The organism is Gottfriedia acidiceleris, assembly GCF_004138285.1.
Classification (GTDB): domain Bacteria; phylum Bacillota; class Bacilli; order Bacillales; family Bacillaceae_G; genus Gottfriedia; species Gottfriedia acidiceleris_A.
The window spans coordinates 42,961-59,583 of the sequence record NZ_SCFN01000026.1 but is presented as its reverse complement, the minus strand read 5'-3'; the positions used below and the strand labels follow the sequence as shown (position 1 = coordinate 59,583).

The window sequence follows — 16,623 nt, the reverse complement described above, 5'->3', positions numbered from 1 at the left end:
AGTGGTCGTAGGTTCGAACCCTACCTGCGGAGCCATTTTTAACTTAATGCTTCCATAGCTCAGCAGGCAGAGTACTTCCATGGTAAGGAAGAGGTCACCGGTTCGAGCCCGGTTGGAAGCTTAGGAAAAGTTGTACTGGCCCGTTGGTCAAGCGGTTAAGACACCGCCCTTTCACGGCGGTAACACGGGTTCGAGTCCCGTACGGGTCACCATTTTATTACGGAGGATTAGCTCAGCTGGGAGAGCACCTGCCTTACAAGCAGGGGGTCGGCGGTTCGAGCCCGTCATCCTCCACCATCTAATTTAATAAATACCGGAGGGGTAGCGAAGTGGCTAAACGCGGCGGACTGTAAATCCGCTCCCTGTGGGTTCGGCGGTTCGAATCCGTCCCCCTCCACCATTTATTGTTGGGCTATAGCCAAGCGGTAAGGCAACGGATTTTGATTCCGTCATGCCCTGGTTCGAATCCAGGTAGCCCAGCCATTTTTTATTTAATCGTAATTTATTACGAGCCATTAGCTCAGTAGGTAGAGCATCTGACTTTTAATCAGAGGGTCGAAGGTTCGAATCCTTCATGGCTCACTCTTTTTTTTTATGTGCGGAAGTAGTTCAGTGGTAGAATACAACCTTGCCAAGGTTGGGGTCGCGGGTTCGAGCCCCGTCTTCCGCTCCATTCGCATATATATAAATAGTGGGGCCTTAGCTCAGCTGGGAGAGCGCCTGCCTTGCACGCAGGAGGTCAGCGGTTCGATCCCGCTAGGCTCCACCAATATACATAAAGTTAAACCTTAGTCATTTGACTAAGGTTTTTTGTTGTATATAATCATAAGATATAGCAATTCAAGTGCTCAAAATGCATATGTATACAAAAAAATGTCGAGTTGACCCATTTGTTTCAAAAGATTTAAACTATTAATATAATTAATAACTTTAACAGTCAAAAAATTATATTTTTTCAAAATCAAGTAAGCGTTTTCTTTTATGAATTCAGTCGATGGGGGAAATAAAAATGTTAAAAGATATTTCAATTATTGGAGTACCATTAGATTTAGGACAAACTAGACGTGGAGTAGATATGGGGCCAAGTGCAATTAGATATGCACAATTACACGAACGTATTGAAAGAATGTCTTATCAAGTAGAAGACTTAGGCGATATTTTAGTAGAACGTACACCAGTTAAAGAAGATAATTCAGAACATAATTTAAAGAACTTAAAATCTGTAAAAGAAACATGTGAAAAGCTTGCTGCTGAAGTGGATGAAGTTATTAAAAGAAACAGAATGCCACTAGTACTTGGTGGTGATCATAGTATTGCAATCGGTACATTAGCAGGTGTATCAAAACATTATAATAATCTTGGATTAATTTGGTTTGATGCACATGGAGATTTAAATACTGCTGAAACATCTCCATCTGGTAATATTCATGGTATGTCTTTAGCTGTTTCTTTAGGTCATGGTCACGATTTATTAACAAAAATAGGTGGTTACTTCCCTAAAGTAAAACCAGAGAACGTAATCATTATTGGCGCACGCGATCTTGATGAAGGCGAAAGAGCAATTATTAAAGAATTAGGAATTAAAGTTTATACAATGCATGAAATTGATAAATTAGGAATGACAAAAGTAATGGAAGAAAGCATTGACCACTTGAAAGGGTGTGACGGTGTACACTTATCATTAGATCTTGATGGTCTAGATCCAATTCACGTTCCTGGAGTTGGTACACCTGTTCCTGGAGGAATCACTTATAGAGAAGGTCACTTAGCGATGGAAATGTTATCTGACGCTGATATTATTACTTCAATTGAGTTCGTAGAAGTTAATCCAATTTTAGATGAAAGAAATAGAACAGCAATCGTAGCCGTAGCATTAATAGGCTCATTATTAGGTGAAAAGTTACTATAAATATTTCAACAACATGAAGCTAGCAATCGCTAGCTTTTTTGTATTTTTCAATAAAATCTGGGGAACTGTCCTTCAAAAACCTCTTTAATAAAATCAAATAAGAATTGTTGGTTATTCTCCTACGAATCTAGAAAGCCACATATATAATTCTGTCAATTTGTTTAATATAACTAAAATAGTCGTTAAAGTATTGTTAATATATTTAATAACTCACAAATTTTGTGTATTGCAAAAATATGGTATAATACTCAAGATACAGTTTTATTCTATAGAATTTGGAGGGTAAAAGATGCCTTCTTTACATATAAATTTTTTACAGTATTTACAGAATGGATTAGACATACTAATAGTTTGGTTTGTTATTTATAGATTAATTATCATTATTCAAGGGACGAAGGCTGTCCAACTCTTAAAGGGTGTAACAATCATTATTGTCGTAAAAGTATTAAGCAGTCTATTTGGCTTGCATACTTTACAATTTTTAATGGATCAAGCATTAACATGGGGATTCTTGGCGGTTATTATTATCTTTCAACCAGAATTAAGGAGAGCACTAGAACAGCTTGGACGTGGTCGTTTCTTCTCTAGAACGACAGGTAGTGGGATTAATGACCGAAATGATATTGTTGAGAACATTGCAAAAGCCACTGAATACATGGCTAAACGAAGAATAGGTGCACTTATTTCATTTGAGAGACAAACAGGTATGGGTGACTATATAGAGTCCGGTATTCGAATGAATGCTAATTTATCATCAGAATTATTGATTAATATCTTTATACCAAATACACCACTACATGACGGAGCGGTAATTATACAAGGTGAAAAGATTACAGCAGCAGCCTGTTACTTACCTTTATCTGAGAGTGCATTTATTTCAAAGGAATTAGGAACGAGACATCGAGCTGCAGTTGGAATCAGTGAAGTTACTGATAGTATTACGATTGTAGTTTCCGAGGAAACAGGTGCAGTTTCAGTAGCAAGGAATGGAAATCTATACAGAGAATTATCAAAAGACGAGCTTGTAAATTTATTAAATACTGAACTAAAATCACCAGAAGAGTCCACTACATCTAAATGGAATTGGAAGGTGAAACGTAATGGATAACTTTATGGATAATCGTTGGATATTAAGAGGAATCGCTTTATTAGTTACATTATTACTTTTTATGTCTGTCAACCTAGTTCCACAGTCAAGTACATCGGGGTTAGGAGACATACCGTTTGTAAATAATAAAGAATTAGTCAAAGAGGTACCAGTAACACCTATTTATGATCAGCACAATCTAATTGTTACTGGAATTCCAAAGAATGTTTCAGTGCAATTAGATGGACCTAATAGTATTGTAAAAACTGCTGAAATGAAGAAGGATTTTGAAGTATATTTGGATTTAACTTCTTATGCTTTAGGTACATATGAAGTTCCTTTAAAAATTAGAAATATTTCAGATAAAATTAAAGCAACTATTAAACCAAGAACAGTTAGAGTAACAATTAATGAAAAAATTGAAAAAGAAGTTTCAGTTAACGTTGTTTATCTAAATGAAAAAAAGATTAAACATGGCTATAAGGCAGAAAATGCAATTGTTAAACCAGGTTTAGTTACAATAGTAGGATCAAGAGATGAAGTGTCACAAGTGGCATATGCAAGTGTTGGTGTGGATGTTACTGATGCGAATCAGACATTTAGTCAGGTGTTACCTGTTAAATTATACAATAAAAAAGGTGTTCAACTTCCTTTCACTACAAGTCCAAGAAAAGTTGAAGTAACTGTCCCTATTGTTTCTGAAAGTGCTAGCTTCCCGATTAAGTTAGTACAAACAGGAACACTTAAGGATGGTTTGAAGCTAAGTAGTCTTGCTAGTAAAGTTAATGCAGTAAGAATTTATGCGTCTAAAGATTGGTTGGACAAGTTTAATGGACCTATAGAAGTGCCAGTAGACGTATCTTCATTTGATCAAAGTGGTACATATGAAGTTAATGTACCTACTCCAAATGGAGCATTTAGAGTTGACTCCAGCACGATTAATGTAGACGTTAATTTTGATACAGAAATGGAAAAGAAATTTAGTAATATCCCTATTAATTTAGTGGGTGAAAATAATCAATTTGAATATAAGTTTATTAAGCCTCCTTTAGGAAAAGTAGTAGTTACAGCTAAGGGATTTAAGGATGACTTGGATGCGATTAATCCAAGCGATTTAAATATTACAGCAAAAGTTAATGGACTAGATCCAGGAACTAGAGATGTAGCACTTACTATTACTGGCCCAAAAGGGGTTATATATAGTTTAGAGTTTGATACAATAACGATTGAAATTACTGATAAAAAATCTGCTCAAACTGATACTGATGAAAATGAGAATTCAGGCGATGTAGGACAGTCATCGAATTAGAAGGAGAGTTAAAATGGGTAAATATTTTGGTACTGACGGTGTACGAGGAGTTGCAAATAAAGAGTTAACTCCTGAATTAGCATATAAAATTGGACGCTGTGGCGGTTATGTATTAACAAAAAATAATGTCAAACCTAAAATTATTGTTGGGCGTGACACACGTGTATCAGGACATATGCTTGAAGGAGCACTAGTTGCAGGTTTATTATCAATTGGTGCTGAAGTTATGAGATTAGGGGTAATTTCTACTCCAGGTGTTGCCTATTTAACAAAAGCACTTGGAGCACAAGCGGGTGTTATGATTTCAGCTTCGCATAATCCTGTTGCTGATAATGGGATTAAGTTTTTTGGTCCAGACGGTTTTAAATTGTTGGATGAGCAAGAAGATGAAATTGAAGAACTAATGGATGCAGAAGTTGATCGTCTACCAAGACCAACTGGAAATGATTTATGTCAAGTTAGTGATTACTTTGAAGGTGGTCAAAAATACCTACAATTCCTTAAAAACACAATTGATGAAGATTTCTCAGGCCTATTAGTTGCTCTGGATTGTGCACACGGTGCCACTTCTTCATTAGCGCCATATTTATTCGCAGATTTAGAAGCAGATATTGTAACAATGGGAACGAATCCTAATGGATTTAATATAAATGATGGTGTAGGTTCTACACATCCTGAAGCTTTAGCAGCTCTTGTAAAGGAAAAAGGTGCTGACATCGGTTTATCATTTGATGGAGATGGAGATCGTCTAATTGCAATCGATGAAAATGGTGAAATCGTTGATGGTGACCAAATAATGTATATTTGTGCAAAATATTTAAATGAAAAAGGTCGTCTAAAACAAAACACAATCGTATCAACTGTTATGAGTAACTTAGGCTTCTACAAAGCAGTAGAAATGAATGGGATGAAAAGTGCAGTTACAGGTGTTGGAGACCGTTATGTAATGGAAGAGATGAGAAAGAATGGCTTCAATCTTGGCGGCGAGCAATCTGGACACATCATCTTTTTAGATCATATTACGACTGGTGATGGTATGTTAAGTGCGATTCAGCTCGTAAGTATTGTTAAAGAAACAGGTAAATCTTTATCACAATTAGCTGGAGAAATGAAAAAGTATCCACAATTATTAATTAATGTTCGTGTTACAGATAAAAATGAAGCGCTTAATAACGAGCGCATTAAAGCGATCATTTCAGAGGTAGAAGAAGAAATGAACGGCAATGGTCGTATTTTAGTTCGTCCTTCTGGGACTGAGCCACTTATTCGTGTAATGGCTGAGGCTCCTTCTGAGGCAGAATGTAAACAATATGTAGAACGTATTGTTGCTGTTGTAAAAGAAGAAGTTGGAGAATAATATAAATTAAAAAAATATGCATTGATGAGCACTTTTGTGTAAGTCTATGCATATTTTTGTTATATACAGCTATTCTATAATTTTTTTCCAACATATTTTTGTTGACCATTTTTAATTCAGTATAGTATAGTTGTTTTATTGTTTTCCTAACAAGGAAGGAGTATAGAAATAAAAAAAAATTTAAAAAGCGCCAGAACTACACTAGACGTGAATGTGTAGTTGACGAGGTGGAGTTTTATCGAAGTTTCGGCGGATGACTCCCGGTTGCTGTATCACAACCGAAATTATTTATGTAAAACACATGGGTGACTGTGTGCACAAACGTAAATAATCTGATACACCGTTTAAAACAAAAAAATGAACTCGCTAATGAGCGGAATATGAAAGGTAGGTGGATATTGCTTGTAAGTCCTCTACCATTATTAAACATGACGAGGGAATAGAAAATTAAATAGTTAAACGGTTAGGAAAACAGCGTTCCATTCCTATACATTTTGTATGTCTTGTTTTTGGACTTACTAAGCAATAGTAATTATGTGTGGAATCGTTGGATATATTGGAAATGATAATGCGAAAGAAATTTTATTAAAAGGTTTAGAGAAATTAGAGTATCGTGGTTACGATTCTGCTGGGATTTCTCTTTTAACTGACAAAGGTGTAGAAGTTTATAAAGAAAAAGGTAGAATTGCGGTATTACGTAAATCAATCCCTACTAAAGCGGACGGAAACGTTGGAATTGGTCACACAAGATGGGCAACACATGGTGCTCCAAGTAAACGTAATGCGCATCCTCACCAAAGTTCTACTGAACGTTTTACACTTGTTCATAACGGCGTTATCGAGAACGATGTACAATTAAAAAACGATTATTTAAATGATATTGAATTTACAAGTGATACAGATACTGAAGTAATTGTTCAGTTAGTTGAACTGCATATTAAAAAAGGTTTATCCGTACTTGATGCTTTTAGAGAAACACTTAAGCTACTTAAAGGTTCTTATGCAATTGCATTATTAGATAAACAAAATGATGACGTAATTTATGTAGCAAAAAACAAAAGTCCATTACTAGTTGGTGTTGGTGAGGAGTTTAATGTTATTGCATCTGATGCGATGGCAATGTTACAAATTACTGATCAATTTATTGAATTAATGGATAAAGAGGTTATTTTAGTTACTAAAGATCATGTTCAATTAATGGACCTTAACGGAAATGTTAAAGAACGTTCTCCATATACTGCAGAAATTGATGCTAGTGATATCGAAAAAGGAACTTACCCTCATTTCATGTTAAAAGAAACAGATGAGCAACCTTTAGTAATCCGTAATATTATCCAAAAGTACCAAGATGAAAACGGCGAGCTTGTAATCGACTCAGAAATTAAAGCGGCTTTATCAGAAGCTGACAGATTATATATTGTTGCTTGTGGAACTAGTTATCATGCTGGACTTGTTGGAAAACAATTTATTGAAAAAATGGCGGGAGTACCTGTAGAAGTACATGTTGCAAGTGAATTCTCTTACAATATGCCACTCCTTTCAGAAAAACCATTATTCATTTATATTTCACAAAGCGGTGAAACTGCTGATAGTAGAGCATGTCTAGTACAAACAAATAAATTAGGTCATAAAGCAATTACACTTACAAACGTTCCAGGATCAACATTATCACGTGAAGCTGATTTCACTCTTCCTTTACACGCAGGTCCTGAAATCGCTGTTGCATCAACGAAAGCTTACACTGCACAATTAGCAGTACTTGCAATTGTTGCAAATGCTCTTGCAAAAGAAAAAGGAAAATCAGTTAACTTTAACCTAGTTAAAGAACTTGGAATTGTGGCAAATGCAATGGAATCAATTACAAACCAAAAAGAAGAGTTTGAAAAAATTGCTACAGAATATTTAGCTACAACTCGTAATGCATTCTTCATCGGTCGTAACGTAGATTACTTCGTTTGCTTAGAAGGCGCATTAAAACTAAAAGAAATTTCTTACATCCAAGCAGAAGGATTTGCTGGTGGAGAATTAAAACACGGTACAATTGCTCTAATCGAAGATGGGACTCCAATCTTCGCATTGGCAACACAAGAATCAGTAAACTTAAACATTCGTGGAAATGTAAAAGAGGTTGTTGCTCGTGGTGCTAACCCTTGTATCATTTCAATGGAAGGATTAAACATGGAAGGCGATCGCTTCATTTTACCAAGAGTACAAGAAGAATTATCTCCAATCCTTTCAGTCGTACCATTACAATTAATTTCTTACTATGCTGCTTTACATCGCGGTTGTGATGTTGATAAGCCACGTAATCTTGCAAAATCAGTTACAGTTGAATAATCAAATTAGTAATCTTAAAGTTTGTTAAAGAACAGATTTGAAAATAAAAACTGAGCAGGGAGTGTAAAATGATGACCAAATTTAACGATGAAAATATCATTCCTACAAAAGACGATTTTCACGTTAGTGAAGTTGATGAGCGTGTTGTAATAAGAAAACCAATTAAATAACTTTAAATATAAAATACAGGGGACTAGTGGTGATGACCATTAGTCCTTTTTTTATTTCGAACATGACGACGCATCCAAGCTAACTTTCTAAAGTTAGATAAAGTCAAAAATTTAAATAAACTAAGAATAAACCTATACCAATCAATCCATCATAAGAATATGGGAAAATTCGCAATTAAATACTGAGTAGGAGTGAAATATGATGATAAAAATTTACGATGAAAACTTCATTCCAACAAAAGATGACTTTCATGTTAGTGAAGTTGATGAGCGTGTTGTAATAAGAAAACCAAATCAGGTTGAACTTTAATAGAAAAGAGGCTATGTTGAAATCTAAAATTTCAGTAGCCTCTTTTTTGTTGCTTCCGAAATCGCATCATTTATCAGCTAAAATCTGACTTTCAAATGACAATCATAGTTCGATTATCGGACCAAGTGATAGTATTTATAAATTTGATTTCCATACATAGTTATACTTATTGCCAATTATTTACGAATATCCACATGATATTCGTACAAATTAGTATAGAGGTGATGTATATGAAGTTTAAATCAATTCAAAATAATACTGATTTTCAAAAACGTAGCCTAAAAAAATATAATAAAACGATCACTCTGTTCTATTTAAATTCAGTATGTGATGGGAATAAAATTACTGAACTTCTTATTACACCTTTTTATGAATATGAATCATTTGTTGTATATAAAAACTACCTTAAAACATTAAATGATTGGGAGATCGTTACCGAAGAATCAGTCATGATTGAAAAGATTCTAAACGGAAATATTATTATAAATTTAGATGAAATAAACTACTCAATTACGATTAGCGAATTTAGTGCAAGTTCTGTTGGAGTGTCAACTGAAGAAAATGTGTTGCAGGGTCCAAAGGACGGATTAAATGAAAAATTTGATGTATCTTTAAACTTGATTCGCAATCGATATAGAAAGAGTACTTTAAAGGTTGAAAACTACATTGTAGGAAATCTATCAAAAACAAAAGTACTTGTGTTATATGATGAGAACTTAATAGAAAGTAATGTATACAAACATCTCATAGAAAAAGTTAAAGGCATAAATATTGATGTATTGCAATCTTGCGGTCAACTTCAAAAATTATTAATTAATAATAAGTGGAGTTTATTTCCTCTTTTTTTAACTACAGAGCGGCCAGATCGAGTCGTATTTAATATATCGACTGGAAAAATAATTTTACTTGTTGAGGGAACACCATGGGCGCTAATTGGACCTGCGACTTTCTCCGAATTTTTTAAATCGATGGATGATACAGTGGAACTAACAGTTGTGTCGAAGTTTTTTATTTCAATCCGTTATATAGCTTTAATGATTACGGTGTTTTTACCGGCTATTTATGTCGCAGTTATTTCTTATTCTCCAGAAGTTTTACAAGTCCAATTCGCCTTACTCGTTGCCGGAAGTAGAATGTCAGTACCGTTTCCTTCTTATATTGAAATTCTTTTTCTAATGTTAATGGCAGAATTTTTAATAGAAGCAAGTTTGAGATTACCTAAGTCAATTAGTTCTACAGCTACTACTGTAGGGGGATTAATTTTAGGGCAAACTGCATCACAGGCAGGTCTAGTAGCAGACATCATGATTATTGTTGTTTCATTAGTTGCCATCTCTTTATTTAGTATTCCAATTAATGCGATGCATCAAGCAATTAGAATTGTTCGATATCCGATTATACTATTTGCCTCATTGTTTGGGATGATAGGAGTTATAGTAGGTACACTAGCAATTCTTTGTCATTTATGTAATTTAAGAAGCTTAGGAAAGCCTTATTTGACACTTTTTAATAAAAATTAAATAACGAGGTGTATTTTTTGCTAGGAAAGAGATATATTACATACCTATTTTATTTAAATACGGTTATTAGTATAACTGCATTTGGGCCTCAAATATTGTATAGGAATAGTTTAAACGGGAGTATTACAAGTATTGGTTTAGCCATTATAGTAGGTGGCTTTTTTATTTATATTTTACAAAAGTTATTTAGTAAATTTCCTGAACAAAATATTAGTCAAATCATAAAAAATGTAGTGCCCGACTGGTGTCGAAAATGCTACATAATTTATAGCTTAATTTTTTGGTATTTGACAGGTGCTTTATTTATTATTGCGTTAATTCACGTTGTAAATATTTTTATCAATCCAAATACTCCTATCTTATTAACTTATATTGTGTTTCTCTTAGTAATAATTTTTGCGATTTTACTAAAAACAGAATCATTATTATACGTTACAGAAATACTCGTAATACTTCACATTCCGATTGTTTTATTTGTGCTTATAAGATTTTTGACTGATCGTTTTGTTGTGGTTGATTCCCTTTACCAATCTGTTAACTATTTTAAACATCTACCAAAAATCAGTGCGTTTACTGCTGCCTTATTTGTCTTTACAGGCTTCTCTAATTTAATTATTTTTAATGAAAAAATAAATTTAAATTTTATAAACAAAAGATTTCTTCTCTGGATCTTTCTATGTGGGATGTTTATAATCTGTAGTAATTATTTAATACCAATCGGATACTTAGGCTTAAAGGGTGTTAGAAAAGAAGTGTTTGTTTGGTTAACGACGGTTGATAGTATGCATTTCGACTATTTGATTGTAGAGAGAGTTATTTACATTCTACTGTTTGGCCAAATCGTTATTTCGTTAATATACATTATACTTAGCTGGCATACCTCATTAGAGCTTTTTAAAACACTCAATTTAAGCTATGGAGGAACTTATAAATGGATATTAATTTCCTTCTTTATCTGTGTAACCACAGTTATTCAAGTTCTTATAAGAGAAACAGACTTAGTAAAATATTTTACTATGTTTTTCAATTTAAATGCCTTCTCAAACTTCTTATTAATAATTTCGTTATTGTATGCGTCAATCAAAAAAAAGCACGCATCTTAAGTCTTAGCTTTTTTATGATTGGTGCCACGCTCCTATTATCTGGATGCACCTTTAAAGATATTGATAAGAGAGCATTCGTGACAGCTATTGGAATTGATCAATCTGAGAATCCCGAAAAAAAATATAAAGTGATGATTAAAGTAGCAATTCCTAATGGAGATCCGAAAATACCGAAATCAGAATTTCTTATTCTCACAGCAAATACTGACTCGATTTCAGAAGGTCTAAACTTAATGAAGTCACAGATTGATAAAGAATTAGTATATGGACATAGTAGTACGATTGTAATTGGAGAAAAATTAGCCAAAAGTAATATACAGCCGTTATTAGAGTTTTTTGTAAGAAGACCAGATATTCAAATGACGTCTTATTTAAGTGTTGCGAAACCGAATGCCTTTGAAGTGCTTAATTTTAAACCTATACAAGAACAAGTATCAGGCGGTGTTTTGAAATCATATTTTGATTTTAGTAGAACCGAATCGCCATATATAGATCCAGTTTGTCTATTTGACGCATATAGGAGAGAAACAGAAGACGGTATAGATATCGTCATGCCTATGATTGAATCAAATAAAAAAGATTTATTAGTAGATCGAATAGCATTATTTGATAAGAGTAAAATGATTATGGAACTCAGTCCAAGTGAATCAGAAACCTATCGACTTTTAACAACTGGAATCTACGATGAAAGCTTAAAAGTCAAAAACAAGAAAGTTATGTTTGTAATGAATTTAGAAAAAGGTAAGGCGAATTACAAATTAAAACATCGAAATAACAATATAGTTGCCAATTATACGATTAAGGTGAGAGCAGTTATTGAAGAAAAGATTGATGACCTGGATACGATCAAACAAAGTGACATATCAGAACTAAATAAGCAATTGGAAGTTAAAATTAATGCAGAGGCTAAAGCTTTACTTAATAAAATAAAAGAAAAAGACATTGATCCAATCGGTTTTGGTTTAAGATACTTATCTAGGAATAGCGAAAATAGAAATTTATCATTATGGAACAAAAAGTACGCTAACCTTGCATTTAAGATTAAGTCTGAAGTGAAAATTAAAGGGACCGGGTTAATTAATTGAGCCCTATAAATAGATATAAGAAAAAAGAAAAAGAGATAGGAAAGCAGATAAAAATCTGCTCCCTATCTTTTTTTGATGAGCAAAATTAATTTTTCGTTTTCACCATAATTTCACCATACTCTATTAGAATTCAATTTATTAAGAAATGAGAGGAGGGAAATAGCATGAATAAAAGAGTAAAGAGAATAGTTACATGGGTCTCTATAACAGCAGTTTTTGTTTTAGGGGTACATTTTTTTCTTAGATTACTAGGTGGTTTTCATGAAAGACGTTTTGCTGATCAACATTCAATGTTCATGGATAGAGGCGGTCGAAACGAATTTAGATCACATCAGATGATGCATGGTCCACACCATTTTCATGATTTTTCTTGGATTGGTTTAGTATTATTCCTTTTAATCGCATTTTCGGTTGTGACTTTTATCTTTAAAAAGTTAGTTAAAAAGGGACAAGCTAGCCAGGTTAATCAAATTTCATTAGATACTACTAGTTTTAACACACCTGTAAACAGAACAAACGCAGATTTATTGGATAAATGGGAAAAAAATCTATTATCAAAAAAGGAGAATAAATAAAATGGGCATTTTTAAAAGAATGAAATCAATATCGTTGGCTAAAGCGAATGGAGCATTAGATGGTTTAGAAGATCCAATCTCAATGTTGAATCAATATATTAGAGAAATGGAAGAAGATCTTTTGAAAGGTCAGGAAGCACTCTCTCGTCAAATCTATCTAGAGAATAAGCAAAAAGCATTGATTTTGGAGACAGAAGGGCTGGTAAACAAAAGAAGTGGACAAGCTAAGCTAGCAGTTGAAAATGGAGAAGATTCCATTGCAAAACTGGCAATACAGGAAAAACTCGTTCATGAAAAACAGTTAAGCCTATATACAGAACAGCTAAATACAATTAAAAATCAAACTCAGTCACTTTATGAAAAATTAGATGAACTGAAAGGTAAATATGATGAATATCTGCATAAGAGACTATTACTAGTTTCTAGAGCAAATATTGCAAAATCAATTAAACAAATTCAACAAACATCCGTTTCATTTAATTCAGAAACAATCGCAAATGGAATCTCGCGTGCAGAAGATCGAATACTTATGATGGAGGCAGAAGTACAAGCTCAAAATAAATTTGCATATCATAATAACCTTTCTAATGGTTATAAAGATAACGTAATGAGTGAAGAAATAGAAGAAGAGCTACAAAAGCTAAAACAGCATGCTGTGGAAACTGCGTAAGGTCATGATCTAAAAGAAATATCGGGGAGCACCGTTTTAATTAACGGGTGCTTCCTTTTATTTTATAATTGATTTGAAAATGGAAAAGATGAAGAAGACAATCAAAAAATATAGAGATACTTATATAAAACGAGGGAGTATTTTTGATGATGAATATACTAGTAGCTGAAGATGATTTGAAACTTGGTGAGCTAATCAGTTATATGTTAAAGAAAAAAGCAGGTTATAAAGTGGAGTGGGTTACAGAAGGAGAAGAAGCTTACTATTACGCTACGAACAGTCATTATGATGTATTAATATTAGATTGGATGATGCCAGGAGGAACAGGAATAGAAGTATGTCGTAGGTTACGCAAAGAAGGATATTCAGGAGCGATTCTAATCCTTACAGCTAAAGACGCGTTAGAGGACCGCATTGTAGGGCTGGACTCAGGAGCTGATGATTATTTAGTTAAACCTTTCGAAATTGATGAGCTACTAGCCCGATTAAGAGCACTTTCTAGGCGTAATTATGCTCCTATATTAGAGGAAGAAATTCTTATTAGTGATATGATTCTAAATCGTACAAGCCAATCAGTAAGAGGTGAAGACACTGAAATACAATTAAGCCCACGCGAATTTCAATTATTTGATTTTTTAATACAGAATAAAGGGCAAGTATTACCTCGTGAAATTATTTTGGAGCGTGTATGGGGTTATGATTCAGATGTTGCAATGAAAACGATTGATGCCACTGTTAAACTTCTTCGAAAGAAACTAGATTTGCTTGGTAAACAAGATTTGCTACAAAGCATTAGAGGGGTAGGATATAAATTTGATAACTGATCTTATTTCTTATTTACGTGATTTTCGAAATCGCGGAGGAAGAGATGTTTTTAAACTTACGCAAAATCGCCTAACAGTACTATATAGCGGACTTGTTATGCTTTTTCTAATTATATTCATCATTATAGTCTTTGCAGTGTTATATGTAGTCATAATGAATGATCAAAGACGTACAGTGGAATCATTGGCTAGTCAAGAAGCAAAAGTTATCGAAAATTATATGACTCAAAATCAACAAGGAAACCTTCAGGACGATAACCAAGAAGTAGTTTTAGCAGGTGTAGATCAATTTTTTTATTATGTAGTTAATCCAAGTGGCGAATTAATAATGGGACAGGAGGATATCCCGCAAATAAGGTCTAAGTTGTTTGAGCATATGAAAGGTTGGATTCCCAAAGGGAATGAAACCCGAAAGGTAAAAATTAAAGTAGAACATGAAGAGTTTGAAAAGGACATGAGAAAATTCCATGATCATGAAATACATGTTCCTTCAAATCGAAAAGAGATTAATTTGATGGTATCAGGTAAACCACTATTTTATAAAGGAGATTTCATCGGTACAATCTATGTTGGTAAAGATATTTCGGATGTTTATCATTTATTTAAATTTGTTGTCATCATATTGATTGGCTTAACAATCGTATTTTCTGGAGTTGCACTATATATTAGTTTTTTTATGTCAAAAAAAGCGATGATCCCTATCTTTAAATCATTTAATCGACAACGCGAATTTGTTGCAGATGCTTCTCATGAGTTAAGAACACCATTAAGCGTTTTGTTATCGTCGATCGATGCAATGGAAATGACGATCGATACAGAGAAAGATGATTTTTCTCGAAAGCTTTTATTTAATATGAAAGACGAAGTAAAAAGGATGACAAACTTAGTCAGCGGATTATTAACTTTAGCTCGTTCAGACTCGGATCAAGTTGAAGTTAAATTAGAAAAGTTTGAGTTTCGCTCCATTGCAGAAAAGGCGATTGTATCTCTACAACCGTTAGCAGCATCAAAACAAATCCATTTAAACTTAACTGCTCCAAAGAATGTAATCGCTACGGGAGACTCTGAAAAGTTATCACAGCTCTTATATATATTAATAGATAATGGGATTAAGTATACACCTACTGGAGGAGAGGTCCAGTTAGTCCTTTCAGATAAAGAAAATGAACTATGTATCAAAGTAACAGATACTGGTATTGGGATTAAACCGGAAGACCATGCCCGAATATTTGACCGTTTTTATCGATCTGATAAATCAAGATCTAGACAAATTGGAAGCCATGGTTTAGGCTTGGCGATTGCAAAATGGATCGTGGAAATTCATAATGGAACTATTCAAGTAAATAGTGAAGTTGGAAAAGGAAGTACGTTTACTATTCGGATTCCAACTTCTAATATGAGTAGTAAAAAGGCATAAGCCGGATTTTATAATACTAAATTGCAATTGTAGAATAACAGATACAAAGAAGTAAAAAATAAAAATAAATTTGAATGGAGTCGTTTCCTAATTGTTTAATACGAACAATTGCTGAAATTGGAAATCCATTTTTCCTAAAAGAAAGGAATGTTGACGTTGAAAATTGCTTTCATTGCACACGATCAAAAGAAAAAAGATTTAGTAAATTTTGCAATGGCATATGAATCTATTTTATCTAAACATGAATTATATTCAACAGGAACAACTGGAACAAAAATAATGGAAAATACAAATTTAAAAATACATCGATTTAATTCTGGACCGCTTGGGGGAGATCAGGAAATTGGTGCCTTAATAGCTAAGAATTTGATGGATATTGTTATCTTCTTTCGCGATCCACTTACAGCGCAACCGCATGAACCGGATATTTTGGCTTTAATTCGTTTATGTGATGTTTACTCAATTCCTTTAGCAACGAACATGGGTACAGCAGAAATTTTAATACACGGTCTAGAGCGAGGGGACTTAAAGTGGAGAAACATCGTACATGATAAACAAAATCGAGAAAGATAACCAAAAATCTTAAAAAAGATAAAGGAATCGAATAATTAACTTTGATGAAGGAAATAGTAATGCTAGTTCAGTTGAAAAGGAGGTTTATAATGGATAATCAAGGATTTGGACATACACATGATACAGGTGAAACAGTAATGATTTCGGGCTATTATACTGATAAAGACGGGGAGCATATTGAATTACAAGCAGGACAAAAGTTCCCTAATTGCCCTTCATCAGGAAAGCCAACTAAATGGAGACACGGACGTTAAAATTTAGATAAAAAAAGATTGTACTTAACATAGTACAATCTTTTTTTCAGAGTGTTGAAATATATTGTAGTCAATATTGAAAATACCAACCTTAAATGAATTTCTATGAAAAATGTATATTTA

General features: G+C 33.5%; 14 protein-coding genes and 8 tRNA genes. All 22 read left to right on the top strand.

The window, feature by feature from the left end:
* Positions 1–48 precede the first annotated feature (48 nt).
* The 22 genes from EP747_RS21940 to EP747_RS24410 all read left to right on the top strand — a co-directional run bounded on the left by EP747_RS21940 (position 49) and on the right by EP747_RS24410 (position 16,500).
* Positions 49–121 (top strand) — tRNA-Thr (locus tag EP747_RS21940).
* 16 nt (positions 122–137) lie between these two features.
* A tRNA-Glu gene (locus EP747_RS21935) sits at positions 138–212 on the top strand.
* A 9-nt stretch (positions 213–221) separates the two neighbouring features.
* A tRNA-Val gene (locus tag EP747_RS21930) sits at positions 222–297 on the top strand.
* Positions 298–315: 18 nt separating this feature from the next.
* A tRNA-Tyr gene (locus EP747_RS21925) sits at positions 316–400 on the top strand.
* A gap of 8 nt (positions 401–408) precedes the next feature.
* Positions 409–483, top strand: a tRNA-Gln gene (locus EP747_RS21920).
* Positions 484–509: 26 nt separating this feature from the next.
* A tRNA-Lys gene (locus EP747_RS21915) sits at positions 510–582 on the top strand.
* Between the two features lie 16 nt (positions 583–598).
* A tRNA-Gly gene (locus EP747_RS21910) sits at positions 599–673 on the top strand.
* Positions 674–693: 20 nt separating this feature from the next.
* Positions 694–769 (top strand) — tRNA-Ala (locus EP747_RS21905).
* A 240-nt stretch (positions 770–1,009) separates the two neighbouring features.
* On the top strand, positions 1,010–1,909 hold the full coding sequence (rocF, locus tag EP747_RS21900) for an arginase (RefSeq protein WP_088014518.1): 900 nt from the start codon (positions 1,010–1,012) through the stop codon (positions 1,907–1,909).
* A gap of 289 nt (positions 1,910–2,198) precedes the next feature.
* Positions 2,199–3,017, top strand: coding sequence for a diadenylate cyclase CdaA (gene cdaA, locus EP747_RS21895; RefSeq protein WP_129692129.1), 819 nt, complete (start codon positions 2,199–2,201; stop codon positions 3,015–3,017).
* On the top strand, positions 3,010–4,305 hold the full coding sequence (locus EP747_RS21890) for a YbbR-like domain-containing protein (RefSeq protein ID WP_129692128.1): 1,296 nt from the start codon (positions 3,010–3,012) through the stop codon (positions 4,303–4,305). The genes cdaA and EP747_RS21890 overlap by 8 nt, the downstream gene beginning before the upstream one ends.
* A 13-nt stretch (positions 4,306–4,318) precedes the next feature.
* The gene (glmM, locus tag EP747_RS21885; RefSeq protein WP_129692127.1) at positions 4,319–5,662 is read left to right on the top strand and encodes a phosphoglucosamine mutase; all 1,344 of its coding nucleotides are present in this window, start codon (positions 4,319–4,321) and stop codon (positions 5,660–5,662) included.
* Between the two features lie 534 nt (positions 5,663–6,196).
* On the top strand, positions 6,197–7,999 hold the full coding sequence (gene glmS, locus EP747_RS21880) for a glutamine--fructose-6-phosphate transaminase (isomerizing) (RefSeq protein WP_129692126.1): 1,803 nt from the start codon (positions 6,197–6,199) through the stop codon (positions 7,997–7,999).
* A 710-nt stretch (positions 8,000–8,709) separates the two neighbouring features.
* Positions 8,710–9,999 carry a spore germination protein gene (locus EP747_RS21875; protein ID WP_165347210.1) on the top strand — a complete coding sequence of 430 codons (1,290 nt, stop codon included), beginning with the start codon at positions 8,710–8,712 and terminating at the stop codon, positions 9,997–9,999.
* 17 nt (positions 10,000–10,016) lie between these two features.
* Positions 10,017–11,102, top strand: coding sequence for a GerAB/ArcD/ProY family transporter (locus EP747_RS21870; RefSeq protein WP_165347208.1), 1,086 nt, complete (start codon positions 10,017–10,019; stop codon positions 11,100–11,102).
* Between the two features lie 14 nt (positions 11,103–11,116).
* A complete protein-coding gene (locus EP747_RS21865; protein WP_165347206.1) occupies positions 11,117–12,187 on the top strand; it encodes a Ger(x)C family spore germination protein in 1,071 nt (356 codons plus the stop codon).
* A 164-nt stretch (positions 12,188–12,351) separates the two neighbouring features.
* Positions 12,352–12,762: a hypothetical protein gene (locus EP747_RS21860; RefSeq protein ID WP_129692122.1), complete on the top strand. Its 411-nt coding sequence runs from the start codon at positions 12,352–12,354 to the stop codon at positions 12,760–12,762.
* 1 nt (position 12,763) lies between these two features.
* On the top strand, positions 12,764–13,432 hold the full coding sequence (locus EP747_RS21855) for a PspA/IM30 family protein (protein ID WP_129692121.1): 669 nt from the start codon (positions 12,764–12,766) through the stop codon (positions 13,430–13,432).
* Between the two features lie 149 nt (positions 13,433–13,581).
* Positions 13,582–14,256: a response regulator transcription factor gene (locus EP747_RS21850; RefSeq protein ID WP_129692132.1), complete on the top strand. Its 675-nt coding sequence runs from the start codon at positions 13,582–13,584 to the stop codon at positions 14,254–14,256.
* Positions 14,246–15,673: a sensor histidine kinase gene (locus EP747_RS21845; protein WP_235832969.1), complete on the top strand. Its 1,428-nt coding sequence runs from the start codon at positions 14,246–14,248 to the stop codon at positions 15,671–15,673. The genes EP747_RS21850 and EP747_RS21845 overlap by 11 nt, the downstream gene beginning before the upstream one ends.
* Before the next feature lie 156 nt (positions 15,674–15,829).
* On the top strand, positions 15,830–16,246 hold the full coding sequence (gene mgsA, locus EP747_RS21840) for a methylglyoxal synthase (protein ID WP_025671694.1): 417 nt from the start codon (positions 15,830–15,832) through the stop codon (positions 16,244–16,246).
* Positions 16,247–16,335: 89 nt separating this feature from the next.
* On the top strand, positions 16,336–16,500 hold the full coding sequence (locus tag EP747_RS24410) for a hypothetical protein (RefSeq protein ID WP_165347205.1): 165 nt from the start codon (positions 16,336–16,338) through the stop codon (positions 16,498–16,500).
* Positions 16,501–16,623 lie beyond the last annotated feature (123 nt).